Origin of the sequence: Saccharopolyspora sp. NPDC050389 (genome assembly GCF_040655595.1) — a bacterium.
Classification (GTDB): Bacteria; Actinomycetota; Actinomycetes; order Mycobacteriales; family Pseudonocardiaceae; genus Saccharopolyspora.
Map to the genome: position 1 here is coordinate 13041 of NZ_JBFAKG010000058.1, position 24030 is coordinate 37070.

The 24030-nt window shown below is 70.4% G+C and carries 23 protein-coding genes and 1 riboswitch; of the genes, 15 read left to right on the forward strand and 8 right to left on the reverse strand.

Going from position 1 to position 24030, the window contains the following annotated elements; translation table 11 throughout:
- Window positions 1–337: 337 nt before the first annotated feature.
- The 4 genes from AB0I53_RS31605 to AB0I53_RS31620 are packed head-to-tail and all read left to right on the forward strand — an operon-like array spanning window position 338 to window position 5394.
- Window positions 338–3616 (forward strand): sensor histidine kinase, encoded by a 3279-nt coding sequence (locus AB0I53_RS31605; protein WP_358611099.1) that lies wholly within the window; start codon window positions 338–340, stop codon window positions 3614–3616.
- Window positions 3613–4044, forward strand: a complete 432-nt coding sequence (locus tag AB0I53_RS31610; protein ID WP_093268627.1) for a roadblock/LC7 domain-containing protein — start codon at window positions 3613–3615, stop codon at window positions 4042–4044. Before AB0I53_RS31605 ends, AB0I53_RS31610 begins: the two co-directional genes overlap by 4 nt.
- A gap of 32 nt (window positions 4045–4076) precedes the next feature.
- Window positions 4077–4817 carry a DUF742 domain-containing protein gene (locus AB0I53_RS31615; RefSeq protein WP_358611102.1) on the forward strand — a complete coding sequence of 247 codons (741 nt, stop codon included), beginning with the start codon at window positions 4077–4079 and terminating at the stop codon, window positions 4815–4817.
- Window positions 4798–5394, forward strand: coding sequence for an ATP/GTP-binding protein (locus AB0I53_RS31620; protein WP_358611105.1), 597 nt, complete (start codon window positions 4798–4800; stop codon window positions 5392–5394). The genes AB0I53_RS31615 and AB0I53_RS31620 overlap by 20 nt, the downstream gene beginning before the upstream one ends.
- 92 nt (window positions 5395–5486) lie before the next feature.
- On the opposite strand, the gene AB0I53_RS31625 is transcribed toward AB0I53_RS31620, so the two are convergent.
- Window positions 5487–7739 (reverse strand): helicase-associated domain-containing protein, encoded by a 2253-nt coding sequence (locus tag AB0I53_RS31625; RefSeq protein ID WP_358611108.1) that lies wholly within the window; start codon window positions 7737–7739, stop codon window positions 5487–5489.
- Between the two features lie 168 nt (window positions 7740–7907).
- Here AB0I53_RS31625 and AB0I53_RS31630 point away from each other — a divergent pair, with 168 nt between their 5' ends.
- The 4 genes from AB0I53_RS31630 (at window position 7908) to AB0I53_RS31645 (ending at window position 11579) form a co-directional block, all read left to right on the forward strand.
- Window positions 7908–8111: a hypothetical protein gene (locus tag AB0I53_RS31630; protein ID WP_358611111.1), complete on the forward strand. Its 204-nt coding sequence runs from the start codon at window positions 7908–7910 to the stop codon at window positions 8109–8111.
- Window positions 8112–8403: 292 nt separating this feature from the next.
- Window positions 8404–9858 carry an NAD-dependent malic enzyme gene (locus AB0I53_RS31635; protein WP_358611113.1) on the forward strand — a complete coding sequence of 485 codons (1455 nt, stop codon included), beginning with the start codon at window positions 8404–8406 and terminating at the stop codon, window positions 9856–9858.
- Window positions 9859–9964: 106 nt separating this feature from the next.
- Complete coding sequence (gene moaC / locus AB0I53_RS31640) at window positions 9965–10438, forward strand: cyclic pyranopterin monophosphate synthase MoaC (RefSeq protein WP_358611116.1); 474 nt, start codon at window positions 9965–9967, stop codon at window positions 10436–10438.
- Window positions 10439–10664: 226 nt separating this feature from the next.
- Window positions 10665–11579 (forward strand): molybdenum cofactor biosynthesis protein MoaE, encoded by a 915-nt coding sequence (locus tag AB0I53_RS31645; RefSeq protein ID WP_358611119.1) that lies wholly within the window; start codon window positions 10665–10667, stop codon window positions 11577–11579.
- Between the two features lie 302 nt (window positions 11580–11881).
- On the opposite strand, the gene AB0I53_RS31650 is transcribed toward AB0I53_RS31645, so the two are convergent.
- Window positions 11882–12484 (reverse strand): TetR/AcrR family transcriptional regulator, encoded by a 603-nt coding sequence (locus AB0I53_RS31650; protein WP_358611122.1) that lies wholly within the window; start codon window positions 12482–12484, stop codon window positions 11882–11884.
- Between the two features lie 111 nt (window positions 12485–12595).
- On the opposite strand from AB0I53_RS31650, the gene AB0I53_RS31655 reads away from it, so the two are divergent.
- On the forward strand, window positions 12596–13426 hold the full coding sequence (locus AB0I53_RS31655) for an SDR family NAD(P)-dependent oxidoreductase (protein WP_358611125.1): 831 nt from the start codon (window positions 12596–12598) through the stop codon (window positions 13424–13426).
- 393 nt (window positions 13427–13819) lie between these two features.
- Here AB0I53_RS31655 and AB0I53_RS31660 read toward each other — a convergent pair whose 3' ends face one another.
- The 3 genes from AB0I53_RS31660 to moaA form a co-directional block, all read right to left on the reverse strand.
- Entirely contained in the window at window positions 13820–14440 is a 621-nt protein-coding gene (locus AB0I53_RS31660; protein ID WP_358611128.1) for a transglycosylase family protein, read from the reverse strand.
- Between the two features lies 1 nt (window position 14441).
- A riboswitch (cyclic di-AMP (ydaO/yuaA leader) is annotated at window positions 14442–14601 on the reverse strand.
- A 567-nt stretch (window positions 14602–15168) separates the two neighbouring features.
- Complete coding sequence (locus tag AB0I53_RS31665; protein ID WP_358611131.1) at window positions 15169–15462, reverse strand: MoaD/ThiS family protein; 294 nt, start codon at window positions 15460–15462, stop codon at window positions 15169–15171.
- A gap of 4 nt (window positions 15463–15466) precedes the next feature.
- Window positions 15467–16525: a GTP 3',8-cyclase MoaA gene (gene moaA / locus AB0I53_RS31670; protein WP_358611134.1), complete on the reverse strand. Its 1059-nt coding sequence runs from the start codon at window positions 16523–16525 to the stop codon at window positions 15467–15469.
- Window positions 16526–16709: 184 nt separating this feature from the next.
- Between moaA and AB0I53_RS31675 the strand changes: the two genes are divergently transcribed.
- The 5 genes from AB0I53_RS31675 to AB0I53_RS31695 all read left to right on the forward strand — a co-directional run bounded on the left by AB0I53_RS31675 (window position 16710) and on the right by AB0I53_RS31695 (window position 20580).
- The gene (locus AB0I53_RS31675) at window positions 16710–17111 is read left to right on the forward strand and encodes a TOBE domain-containing protein (protein WP_358611137.1); all 402 of its coding nucleotides are present in this window, start codon (window positions 16710–16712) and stop codon (window positions 17109–17111) included.
- The gene (gene modA, locus AB0I53_RS31680) at window positions 17108–17863 is read left to right on the forward strand and encodes a molybdate ABC transporter substrate-binding protein (protein WP_358611140.1); all 756 of its coding nucleotides are present in this window, start codon (window positions 17108–17110) and stop codon (window positions 17861–17863) included. The genes AB0I53_RS31675 and modA overlap by 4 nt, the downstream gene beginning before the upstream one ends.
- A 79-nt stretch (window positions 17864–17942) precedes the next feature.
- The gene (locus AB0I53_RS31685; RefSeq protein ID WP_358611143.1) at window positions 17943–18704 is read left to right on the forward strand and encodes an ABC transporter permease; all 762 of its coding nucleotides are present in this window, start codon (window positions 17943–17945) and stop codon (window positions 18702–18704) included.
- Window positions 18701–19789, forward strand: coding sequence for an ATP-binding cassette domain-containing protein (locus AB0I53_RS31690; protein ID WP_358611145.1), 1089 nt, complete (start codon window positions 18701–18703; stop codon window positions 19787–19789). Before AB0I53_RS31685 ends, AB0I53_RS31690 begins: the two co-directional genes overlap by 4 nt.
- A 26-nt stretch (window positions 19790–19815) precedes the next feature.
- Window positions 19816–20580 carry an HAD-IIA family hydrolase gene (locus AB0I53_RS31695; RefSeq protein WP_358611224.1) on the forward strand — a complete coding sequence of 255 codons (765 nt, stop codon included), beginning with the start codon at window positions 19816–19818 and terminating at the stop codon, window positions 20578–20580.
- A 3-nt stretch (window positions 20581–20583) separates the two neighbouring features.
- Here the strand turns inward: AB0I53_RS31695 and AB0I53_RS31700 are convergent, their stop codons facing one another.
- The 3 genes from AB0I53_RS31700 to AB0I53_RS31710 all read right to left on the reverse strand — a co-directional run bounded on the left by AB0I53_RS31700 (window position 20584) and on the right by AB0I53_RS31710 (window position 22279).
- Entirely contained in the window at window positions 20584–20856 is a 273-nt protein-coding gene (locus tag AB0I53_RS31700; protein ID WP_358611148.1) for a hypothetical protein, read from the reverse strand.
- A 79-nt stretch (window positions 20857–20935) separates the two neighbouring features.
- Window positions 20936–21337 carry a YccF domain-containing protein gene (locus AB0I53_RS31705; protein WP_358611151.1) on the reverse strand — a complete coding sequence of 134 codons (402 nt, stop codon included), beginning with the start codon at window positions 21335–21337 and terminating at the stop codon, window positions 20936–20938.
- Window positions 21338–21490: 153 nt separating this feature from the next.
- Window positions 21491–22279: a PhzF family phenazine biosynthesis isomerase gene (locus AB0I53_RS31710; RefSeq protein WP_358611154.1), complete on the reverse strand. Its 789-nt coding sequence runs from the start codon at window positions 22277–22279 to the stop codon at window positions 21491–21493.
- A gap of 79 nt (window positions 22280–22358) precedes the next feature.
- Between AB0I53_RS31710 and AB0I53_RS31715 the strand changes: the two genes are divergently transcribed.
- Window positions 22359–24020, forward strand: coding sequence for an AMP-binding protein (locus tag AB0I53_RS31715; protein WP_358611157.1), 1662 nt, complete (start codon window positions 22359–22361; stop codon window positions 24018–24020).
- The last annotated feature ends 10 nt before the right edge of the window (window positions 24021–24030 follow it).

Here is a 24030-nt window from a genome sequence, read left to right on the forward strand (position 1 = left end):
AGGCACAGGTCACACGGATGGCCCAGTGTTGTTCATACCACTCTGTCGAGTGATGAACTCTCTCTCTAGGGGCCTGACTTGTGACGGCCAGTTAAGTATAGTCTCGCCCGTCGAGGTGACTTGACCTCTGCTTCGGGGGATGCACGTTGTGACCAGGGAGTGTGATGGCAAGCCCGGCTGACAGAGTCAGGGTCGTTGGGGGCTCGGCGCGAGTCGAGGAACCGGCGACCCGCTCGTGGGTACCTGGCGCCGCCGCGTCGGATCGCGGGCACGTTCCCAGCACGATGATCAACACTGTCGCGGCGCGGAGAGGCAGCTAGCCGTGGCGGTGTCGCACATGTCCGCCGCAGCGCAGGAAACAGGGATGCTCAACAACGACCCCGCTACCGGAGCCGACGCAGCCACCGAACCGGCTAGCCGGTCCAAGAAGTGGTGGCTGCGTAACTGGCGCCTCCGGTACAAGATGGCCGCCGTCCTGCTCGTGCCGACCCTGGCCGCACTAGGTGTCGGCGGCATCCGGGTGTACGACGGCCTCGCCACCCAGTCCAGGTTGACCACCATTGTCGAGCAGGTAGAACTCGGCCAGCAGGCCGCGAACCTGACCCACGAACTGCAGCGCGAGCGCGACTTCGCGATCGTGTTCACCACCGCCAACGGCGGCAGCGCGGGCGCCGACTACGCCGCGCAGAGCCAGCGCGTCGACACCGCTGTCCAGCAGCTCCGCGCCTACGACACCCGAGTGGAGGACTTCTCCCCGGAGGTCCGCAACGCCTACCAGAGCGCCACCCACCGGCTCACCAGCCTCGGCGCCCTGCGCAGCACCGTCAACGACCGCTTCACCGGCCCGCAAACGTTGGTCGCCTACAACTCGGTGCTCGACAACCTGCTGCAGATCAACCGGATGGTCGCCACCTCCGCGGTCAACACGCAGGTCAGCCAGACCGCCCGCGCCGCCGAAGCGCTCGGCCGGGCCAAGGAGCAGCTCGCCCAGCAGCGCTCGATCCTGCTCAGCGCCGGGCTGCTCGACCGCTTCCTCACCGGGCAGACCGACGCGGTCCGCGCCGCGAACGCCCGGTTCGAGGCCGCCTACGCGGAGTTCGAGAACGCCGCCACGCCCGAGCAGCGCGCCCTCTACGCGGCGCGGGTCGCCGGCGCCGAGGTGGACGACTCGGAGCAGATCGAGCAGAGCGCGCTGATCGCGGCCGAGCGCAGGCAATCGGCGAACCGCCCGGAATCGCTGGGCATCAACCCGCTGGAGTGGGGCACGCAGTCGGGCAAGCGCACCGACCTGGTCCGCTCGGTGGAGGACTCGGTGCTCGCCGACTTCCACGACGACGCCACCGAACTCGCCGATTCCGCCTGGTGGTCGCTGGTCCGCGACTCGGCGCTGCTGTTGCTGCTGCTGGTGGTCGCCTTCGGCGTCGCGGCCTACATCGCGCGCTCGATGCTGCGGCCGCTGCGCACCCTCCGCTACGGAGCCCTGGAGATCGCGCAGAAGAGCCTGCCCGAAGCGATCGACAAGGTGAACGAGAACCCGAGCGCCGCCACCCAGATCACGGTGCCGCCGGTGCCGGTGCACTCCAGCGAGGAGATCGGGCAGGTGGCCCGCACCTTCGACGCGGTGCACCAGCAGGCGCTGCGGCTGGCCGCCGAGCAGGCGCTGCTGCGCACCAACGTCAACGACCTGTTCGTCAACCTGGCGCGCCGCAGCCAGACCCTCGTGCAGCGGCAGCTGGCCCTGATCGACCGGCTGGAGCAGGACGAGCAGGACCCGGACCAGCTGAGCAGCCTGTTCGAGCTGGACCACCTGGCGACCCGCATGCGCCGGAACAACGAGAACCTGCTGATCCTCGGCGGCACCGACCTGACCCGCCGGATGATGCGCCCGGTGCCGCTCAACGAGGTGCTCGGCGCCGCGGTGTCCGAGGTCGAGCAGTACGCGCGGGTCGCCGTGGTCGACGCGCCCGACCTGGCCATCCAGGGCCGGGTGGTCAACGACTTCGTGCACCTGGTCGCCGAGCTGCTGGAGAACGCCACGGTGTTCTCCAACCCGGACACCGAGGTCACCGTCCGCACCGCCTACCGCAGGCAGGAACTCGTCATCGAGATCCGCGACCGCGGCGTGGGCATCGACGCCAGCGAGATCGACGAGATCAACGACCGGCTCACCCGGCCGCCGGAGATCGACGTCGCGGTGTCCCGCCGGATGGGCCTGTTCGTGGTCGGGCAGCTGGCCCGGCGCCACGACATCGGGGTCGAGCTGCACAACAACGACAACCTGGAAGGCGGCGTCACCGCCACGGTGCACCTGGCGGGCGAGTTCGTCGTCCAGCTGACGCCGGACGGCCCGAAGCCGATGCCCGACGTGCCGCGCGCGGCGCTCGCCGAGGAGCGGCGCTCTGAGCTCAGCGAGACCGGCACGCACCTCGGCCTGGCCGCCGCCTTCGGCGGTCGCCCCGCCGGCTCCGACCGCGGGATCGACCCGCCCACCGAGCGCGCGCCGCTGCCGTCGCTGGCCGGCATCGAGCAGGCCACGGCGTTCACGCCGATGCCGCAGCAAGAAGACGAACCGGAAGTCGACGACACCGAGCTGTCGACCCAGTACTCGGTGACCGTTTCCAACGGCGATTCGTTCGGCGCCACCGACGTTCCGGAGTGGGAGGATGCGTCGAAGGCGCCCGCGGACGACGATGTCCGCGCCGAGGAGTGGCCGAGCGAGGAGAGCACCGGGAACCAGTTCGCGGACTCCTTCGACGGCCGGTGCGGCCCGCCGCCCGAGCCCGTCGGATCGGCGGACTTGTTCCACAGCCCGTTCGAAGCCGAGAAGACGGCCAACTTCGTACCGGCCGAATTCCCGGCCGATCCCGCGCACAACGGCAGCGGACTGAACGGATCGGGACTGGGCGGTGGCCTCTTCGGCACCGCGGACTCCGAGGGCGCCGCGGACAGCGAAACCCGGCAGGAGCCGGCCTCGGCGTCCTGGGCCCAAGGGGGCGGCCCGGTCGAAGGCACCGACGGCCAACCGCCGGCGTTCGCCGACGACGAGCCGAGAGGGGCCGCCTGGGACATGGACGATGCGCCGACCCAACGACTGCCGATCTACGAAGCTGTGCTCTCGCAGTGGTTCCGCGAGTCCGATGTGGACGATTCTTCGGCCGCCTCCGCCGCCCCAGCCACGCCGGCGACCCCGGCCGCGGCCCCGGTAGCGGCCGAAGCGCCGGTCGAGCCGGAGCAGCCGGTCGAACAGCCGAGCGCCGCGGAAGAAACCGTCGTCAACGAGGTGCCGCGCACCACGACGCCGGATCCCGGGTGGGGCTCGGCCGACGACGGCTGGCGGGCCGCCGAGGCGCTGCTGCAGACCCAGCAGGTCCAGGAGACCACCGCGGCCGGGCTGCCCAAGCGCGTGCCCAAGACGAACCTGGTGCCCGGCTCGGCCGCCCCGCGCACCCCGCAGGCCCCCCGCCGCAAGCCCGCCACCCCGCGTTCGGCAGACGCCGTGCGCGGCCGGATGGCGAACTTCCAGCAGGGCGTCACACGCGGTAGGCATTCCAAGGCCGAACCGGTTTCCACCGAAACACCCCGCTCGAATCCGAGCCGTCCCGAGGAGCAGGAGTGAACGGGTCCGTGCAGCAACCGACGAGCAGCAACAGCTTCAGCTGGCTGATCACCGACTTCGTGCGTCGCGTCCCCGGCGTGGCGCACTCGGTGGTCGTCTCCGCGGATGGCCTGCTGCTCGCCGGGTCCCAGGGTTTGCCGCGGGACCGAGCCGAGCAGCTGTCCGCGGTCGCATCCGGCCTGGTCAGCCTCACGCAGGGCGCCGCGCGCTGCTTCGAAGCAGGTGAGGTCACCCAGACCGTGGTCGAGATGGAGCAGGGCTACCTGTTCCTGATGTCCATCAGCGACGGTTCCTGCCTGGCGGTGCTGGCCGCACCGAACGCCGACATCGGCCTGGTCGCCTACGAGATGACCTTGCTGGTGGAGCGGGTCGGCCGGCAGCTCACGCCGGAACTGCGAGCGCAGCTGCAGGGCATGGTGCGCCGGTGAGTCCGGTTGCGGAACGCTGAGGGGAGCTCGCCATGAACACCGGTTCCGAGCCCAGCTGGGACGGTGACCTGTTCCGCCTCTACAACAAGCGGCTGAGCGCCGAGTCCTGGCAGGACGACTTCGTCGATGACGGGGCCACCGGCCAGGGTTCGGAGTCGATCGGCGGCTACGACCGGGCGCTGTTCGGCGGCCCGGGCGCCGATCTGTTCGGCTCCAGCTACAACTCGGTGCCCGAGGTCGCCGGCCCCCGGCAGATCGACAGCGGGCCGCCGTCGGTGTCGATGCCGTCGATCTCGCAGTCGATGTCGCCGATCTCCTCGTCGATGCCGTCGATTTCCCAGCCGATGTCGGCGATTTCGCAGTCCATGCCGTCGATCTCCGGGTCGATGCCGGCGATCCCGGCCGTCGACCACCAGGAGTCCGACGGCCTCGACAGCGGGTCGCTGGTGCGGCCCTACGCCCGCACGCGTGGGCGCACCCGCACCGATTATGATCTTGCTATCGAGACGCTGGTGACCACCAGCGAACGCGGTCGCACGCAGGCGACCCAGACCAGGGCCGAGCACCGCTCGATCTCCGAGCTGTGCCTGGAGGCTCGTTCGGTGGCCGAGGTGGCCGCGCACCTGCGCCTGCCGTTGGGCGTGGTTCGGGTGCTGATCGGCGACATGGCCGACACCGGCCTGGTTTTGATTCATGACAGTGGCATGGTCGTTGGTGATCGGCCGTCCATGGAGTTCTTGGAAAGGGTGCTCAGTGGGCTTCGCAGGCTCTGATCCCCGATCGAATGCGGCCGGCCAGAAGACCTCGACGAAGATCGTGGTCGCCGGTGGTTTCGGGGTCGGGAAGACGACTTTCGTCGGCTCGGTGTCCGAGATCGTGCCGTTGACCACCGAGGCGGTCATGACCGAGGCGAGCGTCGGGGTCGACGACCTCAGCGCGACGCCGGGCAAGGTCACGACCACGGTGGCGATGGACTTCGGCCGGGTCTCGCTGGATTCGGACCTGATCCTGTACCTGTTCGGCACGCCCGGCCAGCACCGGTTCTGGTTCATGTGGGACGACCTGGTGCGCGGCGCGATCGGCGCGGTGGTGCTGGTGGACACCCGCCGGCTGGCGGACGCGTTCGCCTCGATCGACTTCTTCGATGACCGCGGTCTGCCGTACATCATCGCGGTGAACACCTTCGACGGCGTGCTGCAGCACCGCCAGGAGGACATCCGGGAGGCGCTGACGATCGACGCCTCGGTCCCGATGATCACCTGCGACGCGCGGAACCGCGAATCCACCAAGCAGGCCCTGATCACCCTGGTGCAACACGCGATGCGCCAGCGCATGGCCACGGCACATTGATCTCGCAGCGCTGACCAGGCGGCCCCGTGTGTACTTTGTGCTGCTATAGCGACACAAAGTGCACACGGGTCCTGCAGTGGATCGGAGAGCGGTCAGTCCTCGACGAGTGCGACGGACATGATCCGGTGCAGCGGGAAGTTGCCCAGCTCCTCGCTGCTGGTGTCGACGCCCTGCAGGATCCCGCCGCCGACGCTCACCGGGCGCACCACGCGCTGGCTCCGCACTCCGTGCGTGTCGACGAACCCCAGCCACACGCTCCGGCGCTGACGCGCCGCGTCGCGCAGCAGCTGCAGCGTCGCCTCGGCGCTCGGCCGCCCGCGTTCGGGGCTCACGGCGCTGCCGCGCCGCGCCGCTCCTGCCCGGTCGCCGGCTCGCAGCTGCGCTACGAGCTCGCCGAGCTGCTCTTCGTTCGGTGCGGCGATCGCCGCCGGCGGTGCCGGGCGGCTCTTGCCGCGCACGCGCCGCCCGCTCTCCCGGAGGTCGAGCACGTTGCCGTCGGGGCCTTCGGCGACCGGGGCGAATCCGGCGGCGCGCAGCACGGTGACCACGTCGGCCAGCGGTAGTGGGCTGACCAGTACGGTGGGCGCGATTCGGCGGAGTTCGAGTTCTTCGGTTCCGGGTTTGGCCAGGATTTCGGCCAGCAGCAGCGGATCGTCGCAGCGCAGGAAGGCCGCGGCGGTGCCTGCGCGGAGCCGGCCGTGGCGGCGTGCGACGTCGTCGATGAGATAGGTCAGCGACTGCGGGATCGGCGTGCGCGAGCGGGTGCGGAACAGCGCGTGCAGGTCGTCGGCGGTGTAGCCGGCGTCGAGCGCGCGCCGGATGCTGCCGTCGCCGACGCGGTAAACCGTTGCGCTGCCTGCGGATTCGATGTCCGCGATGAGTTTCATCTCGATGGCGAGGTCGGGTTCGAGGCGGCCCGGCGCGACGATGGTGAGGTCGGCCTGCACCAGGACGTGGTCGAGCGGTTCGGGCAGCGCGTCGGCGAGTTGGCGCGCCGCTTCGGCGGCGCCGTCGGCGAGCAGGACGCGTCCGGCGGTGGTCAGCGCGTGCAGCGCCACGACGCCGAGGGCGGTCGCTTCGGCGAGCGTCCAGCGGACCAGGTCGTCGCGCAGGCGTCCGCCGCGGCGCGGGGCGCGCCAGCCGAGCACGGCGGCGACGTCGTCCGGCCGGGCGCCGTATCCGCCGGGCAGTTCGTCGAGGTAGTCGAGGATGCGGCGGCGGTCCTTCGGCGCGAGCGGTCGACGCAGGTCTTCGGACAGCGGGTTGAGCAGCCGGTCCTTCTCGTCGCGGGCGCCGATCAGGCCCGGCAGGCGCGGCAGGTCCAGCCAGGCCTGGGCCAGTGCCGCCCAGCGTTGTTCGGGCGGCGAGGCCAGCCAGGTGTCGGACTGGATGGTGGGCACCCACTGCGGTTCCGCGCCCTCGCTGTTGGCGATGAGGTTGGCCGCGACCGCGACCTCCACGAGCAGGCCGAGCAGGTTCTCGTCGATCTCGATGGCCTTGGCGGTGCGGCGCAGATCGCGCACCCCGACGCCGCCGGAGCGCAGCACGTCCGGCGGTTCCTCGCCCCAGGAGTTCAGCAGCCCTTCGACGTGTCGCAGCAGTTCCAGCGCCGCGCCGCCGGCCGTTTTGTCCACAGTAGATTGATCGCTGCCGGCCAGGTCCGGGATCGGCTCGTCGGGCTCGACCTCGCCCATCGGCCGGTCGCCGCGCACGGCCAGCGCGAGCTGCCGCGGCAGCTCGACGGTCTCCGCGTCGCGCCGCAGCAGCAGGCCCTTGGCGAGCAGCCGTTGCACCGGGTTGGTCGCCTGTTCCAGCGGAACCTGCTTGGCCGCGTCCTTGGTGCGGCCGATCGGCGCGCCTCCGGCGAGCTTCTCCACCAGCCGCCGCTCTTCCTCGCCGAGCTCGGCCAGCGCGGCTTCCGCCGCGGCCTCGGTGAGGTCATCGGCGGGGCGCCCGAGCCCGGCGGGGAAGGTCGGCAACGCCTCCCGCGCCGCCGAGGGCACGGCGAGCTCGGCGTCATCGCCCCAGGCCAGTGTGAGATCGCGGAGTTGCGTGACCGACCGGCGGGCGCGCTCGACCGTGACATCGGGGCCGAGTATCGCGGCGACGGCGTCCAGCGACACCGGCGCGTCGTCGGCGTCGAGCAGCACCAGCGCTTCGAGCGTGGCGAGGGCGAAGGAATCGAGGTCCTCGCAGGCCCGCGCGACCGACGAGCGCACGCCGAGGCGCGTCGCCAGCACCGAGTTGTCGGCCGGCGGCGGGGTCGCGAGGTCGGGTCGAGCGCGAAGCAGCGCGACCAGCTGTTCGTCGCTGCGCTCCCGCAGCCAATCCGCCAGTGATGACATCTCCTCTACGATACCCAGCCGCGTGGCGGCGGAGGGTCGTCTCGGACGCCGAGCGGTCGCCTGGTGAGAGATGCGTCGCAGGCGGAGGCCCGCCGGAACGTTGCGCTGCGCACCCTTGGATGAGGTTCGGGGCCGGATCCGGCAAACTGGAAGTGCACCGTAGCCGGAATGCCCAGGAGGAACGACGTGGCCGGCAAGACCAAAAAGGACCGCATTGACCCGTCTTGGCCGAAGGTCGCCGACGGCGAACACCCGGTGAGCGAGTTCCTGGCCGACATCCAGGGCGCGCTGTCGCCGTACGGCGACACCAGCTTCCCGCTCCGCCAGGACGCCGTTCCCTACGTCCACCCGGTCACGCGCATCAACAAGTGACCCTCCTGCCAGCATCCGCCCCAGCGCGGATCGGCGATCGCCCGTAGACCCGCTCCGTCGCGGCCGTGCCGCTTCGGGGCGGGTTTTGTCAAGGGGAACCGGTCGGTAATGGGACCGGACGTCGCTCACACTCGGGAAAGTTTTAGGCTTTTTCGTGCTGGGTGAAGTTCCGGTCGCTTAGCAGGCCCGCAGGGCTTGCATCCCGGATAAGCGATCTGCTGCGGCGGCCCCCGGGTCGTCCGAGGACGGCACCCGCCAAGTCCATAGCCGATCAGCTCGACAGGGGTGTGCCATGCCGGTTCCAGGTCCGGGTTATTCGATCACCGTTCGCGTCGAGGCCCCGCCGTCGACGACCGCGGCGGGTGACCTGACTAGCGCGATCGGTCGCGCCGGCGGCGCCATCACGGCGTTCGACGTCGTCGAGTCGCACGCCGACCGCATCGTCGTCGACATCACCTGCAACGCGCTGTCGGCCGACCACGCCAACGACCTCGCCGAGGTCCTCGGGACGCTGCCCGGCGTCCGGGTGCGCAAGATTTCCGACCGGACCTTCCTGGTGCACCTCGGCGGCAAGATCGAGGTCAACTCGCGGGTCGCGCTCAACAACCGCGACGACCTCTCCCGCGCGTACACGCCCGGCGTCGCCCGGGTCTGCACCGCGATCGCGGAAAACCCCGAGGACGCGCGCCGGCTGACCATCAAGCGCAACGCCGTCGCGGTGGTCACCGACGGTTCCGCCGTGCTCGGCCTGGGCAACATCGGCCCGGCGGCCGCGCTGCCGGTGATGGAGGGCAAGGCCGCGCTGTTCAAGAAGTTCGCCGGCGTCAACGCCTGGCCGGTCTGCCTGGACACCCAGGACACCGAGGAGATCATCCGCGCCGTCGAGCTGATCGCCCCGGTCTACGGCGGCATCAACCTCGAGGACATCGCCGCGCCGCGCTGCTTCGAGATCGAGGCCCGGCTGCGGGAGAAGCTGAGCATCCCGGTCTTCCACGACGACCAGCACGGCACCGCGATCGTGGTGCTGGGCGCGCTGCGCAACGCGCTCCGCGTGGTGAACAAGGACATCACCGACTGCCGCATCGTGGTGTGCGGCGTCGGCGCCGCCGGTTCGGCCATCATCCGGCTGCTGCAGCACAAGAAACCGGCCGACATCATCGCCGTCGACATCGACGGCATCGTGCACACCGGACGCGGCGACAGCGACCCGAACCTGCAGTCCATCGCCGCGGGCACCAACAAGGACGGCCGCACCGGCACGCTCTCCGACGCGGTGCGCGGGGCGGACGTGTTCATCGGGGTGTCCGCGCCGAACCTGCTCGCCGCGGACGACGTGGCGACCATGAACGCCGATTCGATCGTGTTCGCGCTGGCCAACCCGGACCCGGAGATCGACCCGCTGGAGGCGCAGAAGCACGCCACCATCGTGGCGACCGGCCGCAGCGACTACCCGAACCAGATCAACAACGTGCTGGCGTTCCCGGGCGTGTTCCGCGGCCTGCTGGACGCGCACGCGCACAAGATCACCGACGAGATGATGATCGCGGCGTCGAACGCGATCGCCGACGTCGTGGACGGGGAGCGGATCAACGCGTCGTTCATCGTGCCGAGCGTGTTCGACTCGGCGGTGGCCCCGGCGGTGGCGGAAGCGGTGAAGAAGGCGGCGGTCGCGTCGAAGGCCGGCGACCCGGCCCCGCACGGCGGATCCTCCCTGCCGTGGTCCATGGCCGACGACGTCGACTACTGATCCACCGAAGTGCGGGGCGTCCTCGGCCGAGGACGCCCCGCACTCGTGTTCTCGGGCATCGGGTCGGCCGCGGAGGGCGGCGGGATCGACGGTCTAGGCTCGGGTCATGGCGCAGGACGAGCTCACGCATGTCGACGAGGCGGGCGCCGCTCGCATGGTCGACGTCTCCGGCAAGCAGCCCACCGCGCGCATCGCGGTCGCCAGCGGCGTGGTGCGCACGACGGCCGAGGTGATCGCCCTGTTGCGCCGCGACGGGCTGCCGAAGGGCGACGCGATCGCCACCGCCCGGATCGCCGGGATCATGGCCGCGAAGCGGACGCCCGACCTCATCCCGCTGTGCCATCCGATCGCGATCTCCGGCGCCAAGGTCGAGCTGGAGCTCGGCGAGGCGGAGGTGCGGATCACCGCGACGGTGAAGACCACGGACCGCACCGGCGTCGAGATGGAGGCGCTCACCGCGGTCGCGGGCGCCGGCCTCACCCTGCACGACATGATCAAGGCCGTGGATCCGGCCGCCGTGCTCGACGAGGTCCGGGTGGAGCGCAAAGAAGGCGGCAAGACCGGCACCTGGACCCGCTGACCGCGCGGGGCCGTGAGTCTTTTGGGCTGCTATCGCGACCCAAAAGACTCACGGCCCCGTGACCAGCGGAAACGGTGCCCTTGGGGTGCGGTCGACGGCTCCGGGCCACCGGCTTCCGCGGGCAGGCGCCTTCGCCGTGTGCCACGGAGCGGGCGCGCTTGAGGCCATGCCGGTCGGTCGCGGAAGATGGCCCTGCGGCGGCCGATCCAACACACAGGAGGTCTCCATGACGAGGACAGCGCGAGTGATCGCGGCGTCCAACCGCGCATCGGCCGGCGTTTACCCCGACCGCACCGGTCCGGTGATCGTCGAGTGGCTGCGCGGGCGCGGCTACGAGGTGCCCGATCCCGTCGTGGTGCCGGACGGCGACCCGGTGGGCGAGGAGCTGCGCCGCGCGGTCGCCGCCGGCGCGGACGTCGTGATCACCACCGGCGGCACCGGGATCAGCCCGACCGACCGCACGCCCGAGGTCACGGCGGCGGTGCTCGACTACCCGATTCCGGGACTCGCCGAGGCGATCCGCTTGGCGGGCCTGCCGGAGGTTCCGACGGCGGTGCTCTCCCGCGGGCTGGCCGGCGTCAGCGGCCGGACGTTGATCGTGAACCTGCCGGGCTCGCGCGGCGGCGTCAAGGACGGGCTCGGCGTGCTGGACGGGGTCCTGGACCACGCCGTCGACCAGCTGCACGGGGGCGACCACGCGGCGCCGAACCAGGCGGTGGCGGACGTCTTGCGCGCCGACGTGACCGAGCAGGTGATCGACGTCGACGACCTGGCCAGATCGGTGGAGCACCGGGCGGCCGGCGCGGTGGTGACCTTCGGCGGGGTGGTCCGCGACCACGACGGCGGCCGCGGCGTCCGCGAGCTCGAATACGTCGGGCATCCCAGCGCGTCCGACGTGATCGCCGAGGTGGCCCAGGACATCGCGGCGCGCTTCGAGGGTGTGCGCGCCATCGCGGTGTCGCACCGCATCGGCCTGCTCAAGATCGGCGACGTGGCGCTCGGGTGCGCGGTGGCGGCGGAGCACCGCAAGCAGGCGTTCAGCGCCTGCTCGGAGCTGGTCGACGAGGTGAAGCGGCGGCTACCGATCTGGAAGCGCCAGGTCTTCGAGGACAACACCGAAGAATGGGTCAACTGCCCTTAATCACATTCCGGGCTCGTTTTGCTCAGCGGTGCGGGTGGCGGCCCCCTGCGGGAGTCACCGCGGTCTTCTAGCTGTGGGATCCCCGACATCATGAATGACCAATTCACCACGTCGGGGCTGTCCTCGCTGGAAGAACCCCGGAGGGGTGGGCACCGTGAACCCGCGGCGGTGCAAGCTGCGAGGGAGGGCTAAGCGGCTTCGCCGCTTCAAAGACGAAGAGCTCGTACGGTGGCCGACTCTTGGAAGCGCTGTTCCGGCCCGGTGAGCCTCCCGGTTCTGCCTGAAATCGGGATCTCCGCCCGTCACTCCGGGCGGAAGGCGCGGAGCGCCGCGTCGACCAAGGCATCGGCGAAGGCGTCGTCGAGCGGGCCGGAGCGCAGCAGCCAGCGCTGGGCGAGCGGGGCGTACAGGACGTCCAGGAACAGGTCCAGGTCCGCGTCGGCCGCGATCTGACCCGCGCGCTGCGCGCTGCGCAGTCGCTCCTTCTTCGCCTCCTCCACCGGCGCCGCCATCTTCTCGCGGTAGATCGCGGCCAGTTCGGCATCGTTGATGATCTCGCTGTTGAGCGCCCGGATCGGCGCCTCGAACTCGGGGTCGGCGAACTCGGCCGCCGTCGCGCGCAGCACGGTCTTGAGGTCCGCCTCGACGTCGCCGGTGTCCGGCAGCACGATCCCCTCGCCGTCCGCGCCTTCGCTGAGCGCCAGCAGGGAGTCGAAGACGACCGCGCCCTTCGACGGCCACCAGCGGTAGATCGTCTGCTTGCCGACTCCGGCGCGGGCGGCGATCGCTTCGATGGACAGCTTCGCGTAGCCGACCTCCGCGATGAGTTCGCGGGCCGCGGTCAGGATCGCCACCCGGGACCGCTCGCTGCGGCGGGCTGCGTCGGGCGTCTTCCGGGATGCCATGCCCACACGATAGCGCGACGAGACGGTCCGTCTTGACAACCGTCCGGCGGTGGGCCATGCTTCGAATCAACGAGACGGACCGTGTCGTCTCAGAATTTGCGAGGAGAGCCCGTGCAACACGCATCCACCGAACCCCGCACCTGGTTCATCACCGGCGCCTCCCGCGGTCTCGGGCGGGCGTTCACCGAAGCCGCGCTGGCGGCCGGCGACCGGGTGGTCGGCGTCGCGCGCGACATCACGCCGCTGGACGAACTCGTCGACGCCTCCGGTGGCCGCCTGCTCGCGTTCCCGCTCGACGTCGCCGACCGCAACGCCGTCTTCGCGGGCGTCGAGCGCGCGGTCGCGGCGTTCGGCCGCCTGGACGTCGTCGTGAACAACGCCGGCGGCGTCGTGCTCGGCATGGTCGAAGAGGTCACCGAGGAGCTGGCGAGGGCCCACCTGGACACCAACTTCTTCGGCGCGCTGTGGGTGAGCCAGGCCGTCGTCCCGCACCTGCGGGCGCAGGGCTCGGGCCGCATCCTGCAGGTGTCCTCGATGGGCTCGGCCGGCGGCTTCGCGGCGACCGGCATGTACGGCGCGGGCAAGGCGGCGCTGGACTCGATGAGCGAGGCGCTGCAGATGGAGGTCGAGCGGTTCGGGATCAAGCTGACGATCCTGCAACCGGGCGGCTACCAGACCGATCTGTTCACCCGCGGCCTGACGCAGACGGCGGAGCACGAGGCCTACGCGCCGCTGCGCGAATGGCTGGCCGGCCTGTGGGCGGAGTCGGAGGACTTCGACCCGGCGAAGGCGGCGGAGGTGGTGCTCCAGGTGGTGGCGATGGAGGAGCCGCCGAAGCGCCTGATCCTGGGATCGGCGGCCTACGACATGGTCGACGAGATGACCAAGGCCATGACGGCTGAACTGGCCAAGTGGGAGTCCCTCAGCCGCAAGGCCCAGTAAGGCCGGGCATCCGACAAGACCGGAGCAGTGGGCCTTTTGGGCTTATGCAGAGCCAGTTTTGGATGTGGAGTGCGGTAGGTCGGGTTGTTGTCTTCAAGCGGCGCAGCCGCTTAGCCCACCCTCGCAACCGGCACCGCCGCGGGTTCTCGGGCGTCTTTCTCGTGAGGACAGCCCCGACACGTGTCGGGGATCCCACAGCGAGAAGGCGACGGTAATTCCCGCAGGGGGCCGCTATCCGCACCGCTACGCAGAACGAGCCGGGAACAGGCTCCGAGAAAGACGGAACCCCCGCCGCTGGGGGGTGCGGTGGGGGTTCCGAGAGGTGCGGAGCACGTGCCGTGTCGGGGGGTACGACACGTACTCCTCGCCGACCGGCTCAGCCGGTCGACCAGATCATTTGATGTCGAGCTGCTGACCCGGGAAGATCAGGTTCGGGTCGTTGATGATGCTCGTGTTGCGCTGCGCGATGTCCTGGTAGGCCACGCCGAACTTCTCGCCGATCTTGCTCAGCGTGTCGCCGAGCTGGACCGTGTAGTCCGCGCCATTGGTCTTCACCGTCGGCTTGGGCGTCTGGGTCTTGACCTTGGTCTCGGTCTTCTTCGGCGTGGTGGCCTTGGTTGTGGTCTTGGTCGTGACCTTGGTGCCGCCGCTGGTCCAGTTCAGCTTGGAGGTGCAGCCCGGCCACGCGTTGGCGCCCTGGGAGGCGAGGACCTTCTCGGCGACGGCGATCTGCTCCTCGCGGGTCGCCTGGTGCGCGCTGCTGGCGTACTGGCTGCCGCCGTAGGCGGCCCAGGTTGACGCGCTGAACTGGAGTCCGCCGTAGTAGCCGTTGCCGCTGTTGATGCTCCAGTTGCCGCTGCTCTCGCACTGGGCGAGCTTGTCCCAGTTCGGGGCCGCGTTGGCGGGGGCGGCGATCGCGATCGGGGTGGCGACCACCGCGCCGGCGACGGCGACGCGGGCCAGGGTGCGGCCGGTATTGGAAGGCTTGCGGTGCTTGCCTTGGTAGCGAGCCATGTTCCTCTCTCCTGCCGCGCCTGCGAGGTCAGCTGTCGGGTTCGGGCTGAGAGGCAGCCCGGCCGGCTCGGGGGAGCCGGCTTCACCCCTAGGGCTTCGGGGAGCCCAGGTGTTGGGTCCCCCGCCCCTGTCCGGTTTTTTCGTTTCGGGGTCCGGAAGCCCGCCGGACAGGGTTCGGCGCTGCGAGCTTCCGCTCCTTGCTGATCGGTTCGGGGCCGACCGAGGAGCGACACTACGTAACCATCGGGGAGATCGGAAACCTGAGTTCATGTGACGCTGGTCACGTAACAACTGAGGGCAATGCTTCGATCCGGTGTATTTGTGCTGATCAGAGCGTCGTTATCAAAGCGTTTCCAGGCCGATATCGATCACCGTAAGTGAGTCGTGGGTCACCTCGTTGCTCCCTCCGGGCCACCCTCATCGCAGTGGTTCGCCCCGCCGTCGGTCCGTCCCGGCTCTCGCCCAGGCGTGCCGGGGAGACGTCGCGGCGCTCGCGAAGAGGATTCGCATCGATGCGCACGGTAGCGATCTGTGTCGCTAGATCAGGGACTGTTAAGGCTGCCGAAGGACACGGCGCGTAAGTCAAGATCGACATGGTCCGAAGCGAGACCGAAATGTCACCTGGCCGAGCGTGTACGACACGCCGACGCATGTTGTATTCGCGTGCGCGCGCACGCCCGCGCGCGCAGTAATGCAGTGTCGCCCCGCAAGGCCCCTGAAGACGGGTTTCAGCCGCCCGCGAACGGCGGGAGGACGTCGAGAGTCGCGTCGTCGGGAACCGCGATGCCGCGGTCTCGGACGGCGACTCCGTCGAGCAGGAAGCTGCACGCGGGCAGCACGTTCGCCAGCTTCTCGTCGTGTCGGTTGAGCGTTGCGGCGATGACGTCCGCGGCGGTCACCGCGGCGCCGTCGGGCCGCGCGACGTGCACCGTCTCCTCCGGGATCCCGGCGGCCGCGCGGGCGCCCGCGAAGTAGCGCACCTGCACCGCGACGGTTCCGACCTGCTCCGGCAGAGCCGTCATCCGCTCAACCCCCGATAGCGCTCATCGGCCGGGACGGCTGGGCGAACTCGCCCGAATCCATCCCGTGCCCGGCGGCCTTCGCCCACATCGTCTCCTGCCACAACCGGATCAGTTCGGCATCCTCGGCCCCGGCCCGCATCGGCTCGCGCAAGTCCGTCTCGGTCGTCGAGAACAGGCACGAGCGCAGCTGGCCGTCGGCGGTGAGCCGGGTCCGGTCGCAGACCGCGCAGAACGGCCTGGTCACCGAGGCGATCACGCCGACCGTCGCGGGCCCGCCGTCGACCAGCCAGCGCTCCGCGGGCGCGGAGCCCCGCTCGGCGACGTCCGGGGTGAGGGCGAACTCGGCGCTGAGGCGGTCCAGGATCTCCTCGGCGGTGATCATCTGGCCGCGGTCCCACTCGTGCTGGGCGTCCAGCGGCATCTGTTCGATGAACCGCAGCTGGTAGCCGCGCTCGATGCAGAACCGCAGCAGGTCGCCGGCCTCGTGGTCGTTGATCCCGCGCATCAGCACCGCGTTGACCTTGACCGGCTCCAGCCGCATCGTCTTCGCCGCGGCGAGCCCGGTGAGCACGCCGTCGAGCCGGTCGCGGCGGGTGAGCTGCTTGAACACGTCGCGGTCGAGGGTGTCCAGCGAGACGTTGACCCGGTTCAGCCCGGCCCGCACCAGCGGTTCGGCGAAGCCGCCGAGGTTGATGCCGTTGGTGGTCAGCGAGGTCGTCGGGCGGCTCGGCAGCGCCGCGGTCGCCGCGATGATGTCCACCAGGTCCTGCCGCAGCAGCGGTTCGCCGCCGGTGAAGCGAACCGTCGTGACGCCGAGCTCCTCCACTGCGATGCGGATCAGCCGGTTCATCTCGTCGGTGTCGAGCAGCTCCGCGCGCTTCAGCCAGGGCAGGCCCTCGGCGGGCATGCAGTATGTGCAGCGCAGGTTGCACTTGTCGATTAGGGAGACGCGCAAGTCTGTCGCCACGCGACCGAACCGGTCCACCAGCCGGGTCGTGTCCGGACGTGCGGACGTGTCGGTCGTGCGACGCACGAGCGGGATTCCCAAGTCCACCGCGGTCACTCCACGACCCTAGCGCTTAGCGGTAGCGGATTTCGATCGCGCGGCCCCAATTTGTGCGGAATCGCCGAGTGATCCAGAGCGGAGTCCGGAGTGGTCGGAGGAAGGCACAAAGTCGTTGCAAGATCCGTGTTTGCGGGCTCATTCACTGGTTTTGCACGCAACTGCGGAAGTAACGTTGGCGGCTGTGCCGCACTATCGGATTTCGGAGGCCGCCGGGCTGCTCGGCGTCAGCGACGACACGGTGCGCCGGTGGGTCGAAGGCGGGCAGCTGCCTGCGGAGCGGGATGCCTCCGGCCGGCGAGCCGTGGACGGCGCCGCGCTCGCCGAGTTCGCCCGCGCCCAGGCCCGCTCGACGCCGGACCCGTCCGGCATCGGCCGGTCGGCGCGCAACCGGCTCGTCGGGCTGGTCACCGAGGTGATCTCGGACCGGGTCATGTCGCAGGTGGAGATCCAGTGCGGCCCGCACCGGATCGTCTCGCTGATGAGCACCGAGGCGGTGCGCGAACTCGGGCTGGTGCCCGGGGCGCTGGCGGTCGCCGTGGTCAAGTCGACCAACGTCGTGGTGGAAACACCGGGAGAAGGATGATGTCGAAGCTCAAGATGATCGTCGGCGCGCTGGTCGCGCTCGTGCTGCTGGCCGGATGCGGGCAGGCCGGGCCGCAGGCCCAGCAGCAGCGCACGCTGACCGTGCTCGCGGCCGCGTCCCTCACCGAGTCCTTCGACGAGCTCGGCACCCGGTTCACCGAGCAGCACCCCGATGTGCGGGTGCAGTTCGACTACCAGGGCTCGTCGACGCTGGCCGAGCAGATCAAGCAGGGCCGCCCCGCGGACGTGTTCGCCTCGGCGGACACCAAGAACATGGACAAGGTGCGGGATCTGGTCGGCACGCCGGAAATCCTCGCGACGAACCAGCTGACGATCGTGGTCCCGCCGGGCAACCCGGCCGGGATCGCCTCGCTCGCCGACCTCACGGCGCCCGGCCGGACGGTCGTGGTCTGCGCGCCGCAGGTGCCGTGCGGATCGGCCACGCAGAAGGTGGCGCAGGCCTCCGGCGTGCAGCTGAAGCCCGCCAGCGAGGAGAACGACGTGAAGTCGGTGCTGCAGAAGGTCGTTGCGGGCGAGGCGGATGCCGGGCTGGTGTACGTCACCGACGCGAAGGCGGCCGAGGCCCAGGTGCAGGCGGTCGACTTCCCGGAGTCGAAGCAGGCGATCAACACCTATCCGATCGCGACGATCACCACCGCGCCGCAGGCGCAGCTGGCGGCGGAGTTCATGGCGTTCGTGCGCGGCCCGGTCGGCCGCGATGTCCTCGGCAGGCAAGGCTTCGGTGCCCCGTGACGGTCGTGAGCGCCGGCGGCCATCGCGGCTCATGAAGCAGAACGTTCGAGCGGAATCGCGGGCATCGCAGGTGCCAGCGATGCTGTGGGTGCCGGCGGTGCTCGCGCTGGCGCTCGTGGTCCTGCCGGTCCTGGGGCTGCTGACGCGCGTCGATCCGGCGCGCCTCCCGGAGCTGCTGCTCAGCCCCGCCGCGCTCGACGCCCTGTGGCTCTCGGTGGTCACCGGGCTGATCTCCACCGGCCTGGCCCTGCTCCTGGGCGGCCCGCTCGCGCTGGTGCTCGCGCGTTCCCGGATGCGCGGGCTCCGCGTGGTGCGGGCCTTCGTGCTGCTGCCGCTGGTGCTGCCGCCGGTCGTCGGCGGCCTCGCCCTGCTCTACCTGCTGGGCCGCACCGGGCCGGTCGGGCAGCTGCTCGACATCGCGGGAATCCGGTTGCCCTACACGACAACCGCCGTGGTGCTCGCGCAGACGTTCGTCGCGATGCCGTTCCTCGTGGTCGGCTTGGAAGGCGCGCTGCGGACCGCCGGCGCGCGGTACGAGCAGGTCGCCGCGACGTTGGGCGCCGGGCCCTGGCTGACGTTCCGGCGGGTCACCGTGCCGCTGCTGCTGCCCGCGCTCGGGTCGAGCCTGGTGCTGACCTTCGCGCGGGCGCTGGGGGAGTTCGGCGCGACGATCACCTTCGCCGGTAGCTTGCAGGGCACCACCAGGACCCTGCCGCTGGCCATCTACACCACGTCGCAGTCCGATGTGGACGCTGCGGTCGCGATGTCGCTGCTGCTGGTGGTGGTCGCGCTGCTGGTGATCGTGGTGGCCCGGCCCAAAGCGGTGGAAGGACGGCTGTGAGCGGATTGCGCGCCGACATCGAGTTCCGGCGCCCCGATTTCACGCTGCGCGCGGAGTTCGAGGTGGCGCCCGGCGAGGTTCTGGCGGTGCTCGGGCCGAACGGGGCGGGCAAGTCGACGCTGCTGTCGGTGCTGGCCGGTCAGCTCGTCCCGCATCGCGGGCGGGTCGAGTTGGACGGCGCCGCGTGGCTGGACACCGAGCGCGGGATCAACGTGCCGACGCACCGCCGCGGTGTCGGGCTGCTCGCGCAGAACGCCCTGCTGTTCCCGAACCTGACGGCGCTGGAGAACGTCGCATTCGGACCACGCGCGGCCGGCGTCCGCAAGGCCGAGGCGCGGGAGGCGGCCGGGCGCTGGCTGTCCGAGGTGGACGTCGCCGGGCTGGCGGAGCGCAAGCCCGGGCAGCTCTCGGGCGGTCAGGCGCAGCGCGTGGCGTTGGCCAGGGCGCTGGCGGCGAATCCGCGATTGCTGCTGCTCGACGAACCGTTGGCCGCGCTCGACGTCGACGCCGCTCCGGCCATGCGCGGGCTGCTGCACCAGGTGCTGCGGCGGCAGGAGAAACCGACCGTGCTGGTCACCCACGACGTGCTGGACGCGGTCGTGCTCGCCGACCGGCTCCTGGTGCTGCTCGACGGCTGCATCGTCGAGCAGGGCCCGACCCGCGAGGTGCTGGCCCGCCCGAAGGAGGCGTTCACGGCGCGGGTGGCCGGGCTGAACCTGGTGCCCGGGGTGGCCGCGGCGGACGGCGTTTCGTTCGGCGACAGCACGATCAGCGGCCGAATCGTCGAGGAGCTGGAGCAGGGCGAAGACGCCGCTGCGGTGTTCGCGCCGTCGGCCGTCGCCGTGCACCGCGAGCGCCCGCACGGCAGCCCGCGCAACGCGATCCCGGTGCGGTTGGCGGCGCTGGAACCGCGCGGCGACGTGGTGCGGGTGCGCGGCGTGGTGCGGGACTGCTCGCTGGCCGCCGACGTCACCCCGGCGGCCGTCGCCGACCTGCGGCTCACCCCGGACGACGAGGTCTGGTTCGTGGTGAAGGCCGCCGAAGTAGCAATTCACCCCACATCAGGTGGATCATCTGGGGCGTGACTGAGCCATCCCCCTGGACGTACCTGATGGACATGGACGGCGTGCTCGTCCACGAGGAGCACATGGTGCCGGGCGCCGATGCCTTCGTGGCGGCGCTGCGTGAGAACGCCATCCCGTTCATGGTCTTCACCAACAACTCGATCTACACCCCGCGCGACCTGCGCGCCCGGCTGGCGCGCACCGGCCTGGACGTCCCGGAAGGCGCGATCTGGACCTCCGCGCTGGCGACCGCGCAGTTCCTGGAGAAGCAGCGGCCCGGCGGCACGGCCTACGTGGTCGGCGAATCGGGGCTGACCACGGCGCTGCACAACATCGGCTACGTGCTGACCGATCGCGACCCGGACTACGTCATCCTCGGCGAGACCCGCACCTACAGCTTCGAGGCGATAACCAAGGCGATCAGGCTGGTCGAGGGCGGTGCGCGGTTCATCGCCACCAATCCCGACGAGAAGGGGCCGAGCCGGGAGGGCACGCTGCCGGCGACGGGCGCCGTCGCCGCGCTGATCGAGCGGGTGACCGGCCGCGCGCCGTACTACGTGGGCAAGCCGAACCCGCTGATGATGCGGTCGGCGCTGCGCCACCTGGGCGCGCATTCGGAGAACACCCTGATGATCGGCGACCGGATGGACACCGATGTGCGCTCGGGGCTGGAATCGGGCATGCAGACGATCCTGGTGCTCTCCGGGATCTCCGACGTGCACACCGCGGAGCTGTTCCCGTACCGGCCGACGAAGGTGATCAGTTCGATCGCCGACCTCACCGACCACGTGCTGGATCCGTTCAAGGCCTGATCTCTACGACGGCGTCGCGGGCGGGGCGGGTTTCGGCATGGCGATAGCGCTGGTGACCTGGTTGAGCTCGTCGGCCAGGCGCTCGGCGGCGTCGCGAACGAGCTCGGCGCGGCGGCTCAGCGAGCCGGACCAATGGCGCTGCGCCGCCGCCAGGCGGTCGAGCAGGTCCGCCTGCAGCCGCAGCCGTTCGACGTGTGCCCAGTCTTCCCGGGCCGGGCCGCGGAAGGCGCGTTCGATCGCCGCCGCGACCCGCTCCAGCTCCAGTTCCGTGATCATGCGAATCCCCAAGTCGCCGATTCCCTGACGACTGTGAGACTGCATTCGGCCGATCGGTAATACGCCGATGTGCCGAATATCACCGAGAGCGCATGAATGCGTACGCATCGTCAGCATCGACGATGCGCTTGCCCAGCGGCAGCAGCGACACCGGGACGAGCTTGAAGTTCGCGATGCCCAGCGGGATGCCGACGATCGTGACGCACAGGGCGATGCCGGTGAAGATGTGCCCGAGCGCCAGCCACCAGCCGGCCAGCACCAGCCAGAGGATGTTGCCGAGCCCTGCCATCGCACCCGAGGTCTGCTCGTCGACCAGCCGCCGGCCGAACGGCCACAGCGCGAAGTTGGCCATCCGGAAGGACGCGATGGAGAACGGGATTCCGATGATCGTGATCGCCAGGATGACCCCGGCGACCGCGTAGCCGAAGGCCATCCAGAACCCGCACAGCACCAGCCAGATGATGTTCAGCAGCAACCGCATGCCTCCACGGTGCCAGCCCGGCTCCCGGGCCGTCGAGGCGAGGTTGTGGATCAGCGCCGAGGCGATGTTTTGCCAGTTCAGGACCCGTGCGTGTTTTGTGCTGCTATAGCGACACAAAACGTGCACGGATCCTGACCAGGCGGAACGGTGCGGTCAGACGAGGAGTTCGCCGCTGAGGACCGTGACCGCGCGGCCGCGGAGGCCGACGCGGTTGCCGCGCAGGGCCATCTGGACGATGCCGCCGCGCTGGGACGCCTGCTCGCCGACGAACGTGGTGTCGTGCTCGTCCCGCCCGAGCTTCGCCGCCCACCAGCCCGCCAGCGTGCAGTGCGCCGAGCCGGTCACCGGATCTTCCGGGATGCCGACCTGCGGGGCGAACACGCGGCTGACGAAGTCGATGCCCGGCCGGTCGCCCGGCGCCGTGACGATCACCCCGCGCGACGGGACGTCCGCCAGCATCGCGAAATCAGGCCGCACCGCGCGGACTTCCGCGGCGGACGCGGCGAGCGCCAGCACCTTGGTCTCGCCCTCCGCGGCCTCTTCGATGGTGATGCCGGGTAGTCCGGCGGCCAGCGCCGAGGGCGGTTCCACCGGCTCGGCGTGATCGACCGGGAAGTCCATTTCGATCCAGCCGTCGCCCTGCGCGGTGCAGGTGAGCACGCCGCTGCGGGTGTCGAAGCGCTGGTCGCCGCCGAGCACGTGCGCCGTCGCCAGCGTGGCGTGCCCGCACAGCGGCACCTCGGTCGCGGGCGTGAACCAGCGCAGCGGCTTCGGCTCGTCCTCCGGGCCGCCGACCACGACGAACGCGGTCTCGGAGTGCTGCAGTTCGGCCGCGACCGACTGCATCCACTCGACCTCGGCAGGGGCGTCCAGCAGCACGACGCCGGCAGGATTGCCGGCGAAGGCGCTGTCGGTGAAGGAGTCCACGACGAAGACATGCATCCCTGAACGGTACGCAACGAGGGCCGGCCGTTACCCGCGTTCGGGGGTGGCCGACGGGTGTCCGGTCAGGACAGGATGGGTGACCTGCATCACTGAGTTTCGGGAGGTCGTCGACGTGGATGCCGTCGAACCAGCTCAGCCCAGCTACGCCTCGGGTGTCTCGGACGTGCCGCTGTTGGGCGACACCATCGGCGCGAACCTCGATCGAACGGCGGCGCGCTTCCCCGACCGGGACGCGCTGGTGGAGTTCGCGACCGGGCGCCGCTGGTCCTACCGGGAGCTCGTCGCCGAGGTCGACGCGCTGGCGGTGGGCCTGCTGGACGCCGGGATCGGCAAGGGCGACAGGGTCGGCATCTGGGCGCCGAACCGCGCCGAGTGGACCCTGACCCAGTACGCGACGGCGAAGATCGGGGCGATCCTGGTCAACATCAACCCCGCGTACCGGTTGCACGAGCTGGAGTACGTGCTCAACCAGGCCGGGGTGCGGCTGCTGGTGTCGGCGCGGTCGTTCAAGTCGTCGGACTACGTGGCGATGGTGGAGCAGGTGCGGGAGAAGTGCCCGGGCCTGGAGCAGGTGGTGTTCCTGGATTCCCCGGAGTGGGCGGCGTTGGCCGGCGGCACCGGCGATGCGCAGCGGCTGGCGGCGATCCAGCTGGCGGCCGACGACCCGATCAACATCCAGTACACCTCGGGCACCACCGGTTTCCCGAAGGGCGCGACGCTGTCGCACCACAACATCCTGAACAACGGGTTCTTCGTCGGCGAGCTGTGCGGCTACACCGAGGCCGACCGGGTGGCGATCGTGCCGCCGTTCTACCACTGCTTCGGCATGGTGATGGGCAACCTGGCGTGCACCAGCCACGGGTCGGCGATGGTGATCCCGGCGGAGGGCTTCGACCCGGTGGCGGCGCTGTCGGCGGTCGCCGCGGAGCGCTGCACCTCGCTGTACGGGGTGCCGACGATGTTCATCGCCGAGCTCGACCACCCGGACTTCGACTCCTTCGACCTGTCCTCGCTGCGCACCGGGATCATGGCAGGCTCGCCCTGCCCGGTGGAGGTGATGAAGCAGGTCATCGGCCGGATGGGGATGGGCGAGGTGGCGATCTGCTACGGCATGACCGAGACCTCGCCGGTGTCGACGCAGACCCGCGCCGACGACTCGCTGGAGCGGCGGGTGTCCACGGTGGGCCGGGTCGGCCCGCACCTGGAGATCAAGATCATCGATCCGGTCACCGGCCTGACCGTGCCGCGCGGAGCGCCGGGTGAGCTGTGCACCCGCGGCTACTCGGTGATGCTCGGCTACTGGGAGCAGCCGGAGAAGACCGCGGAGGTGGTGGACGCGGCGCGCTGGATGCACACCGGGGATCTCGCCGTCATGGACGACGACGGCTACGTGAGCATCACCGGCCGGATCAAGGACATGGTCATCCGCGGCGGCGAGAACGTCTATCCGCGCGAGATCGAGGAGTTCCTCTACACGCACCCGGACATCCTCGACGCGCAGGTCATCGGCGTCCCGGACGCGAAGTACGGCGAGGAGCTGATGGCCTGGGTGCGGCTGCGCGAAGGTGCGGCGCCGCTGACGGCGGAGGCGCTGCGTGAGTTCTGCACCGGCAAGCTCGCGCACTACAAGGTTCCGCGCTACGTCCACGTCGTCGACGAATTCCCGATGACCGTCACCGGCAAGATCCGCAAGATCGACATGCGCGAAACCGCGAAGAAGCTCCTCGACCTCGAATGATCCCGAGTGG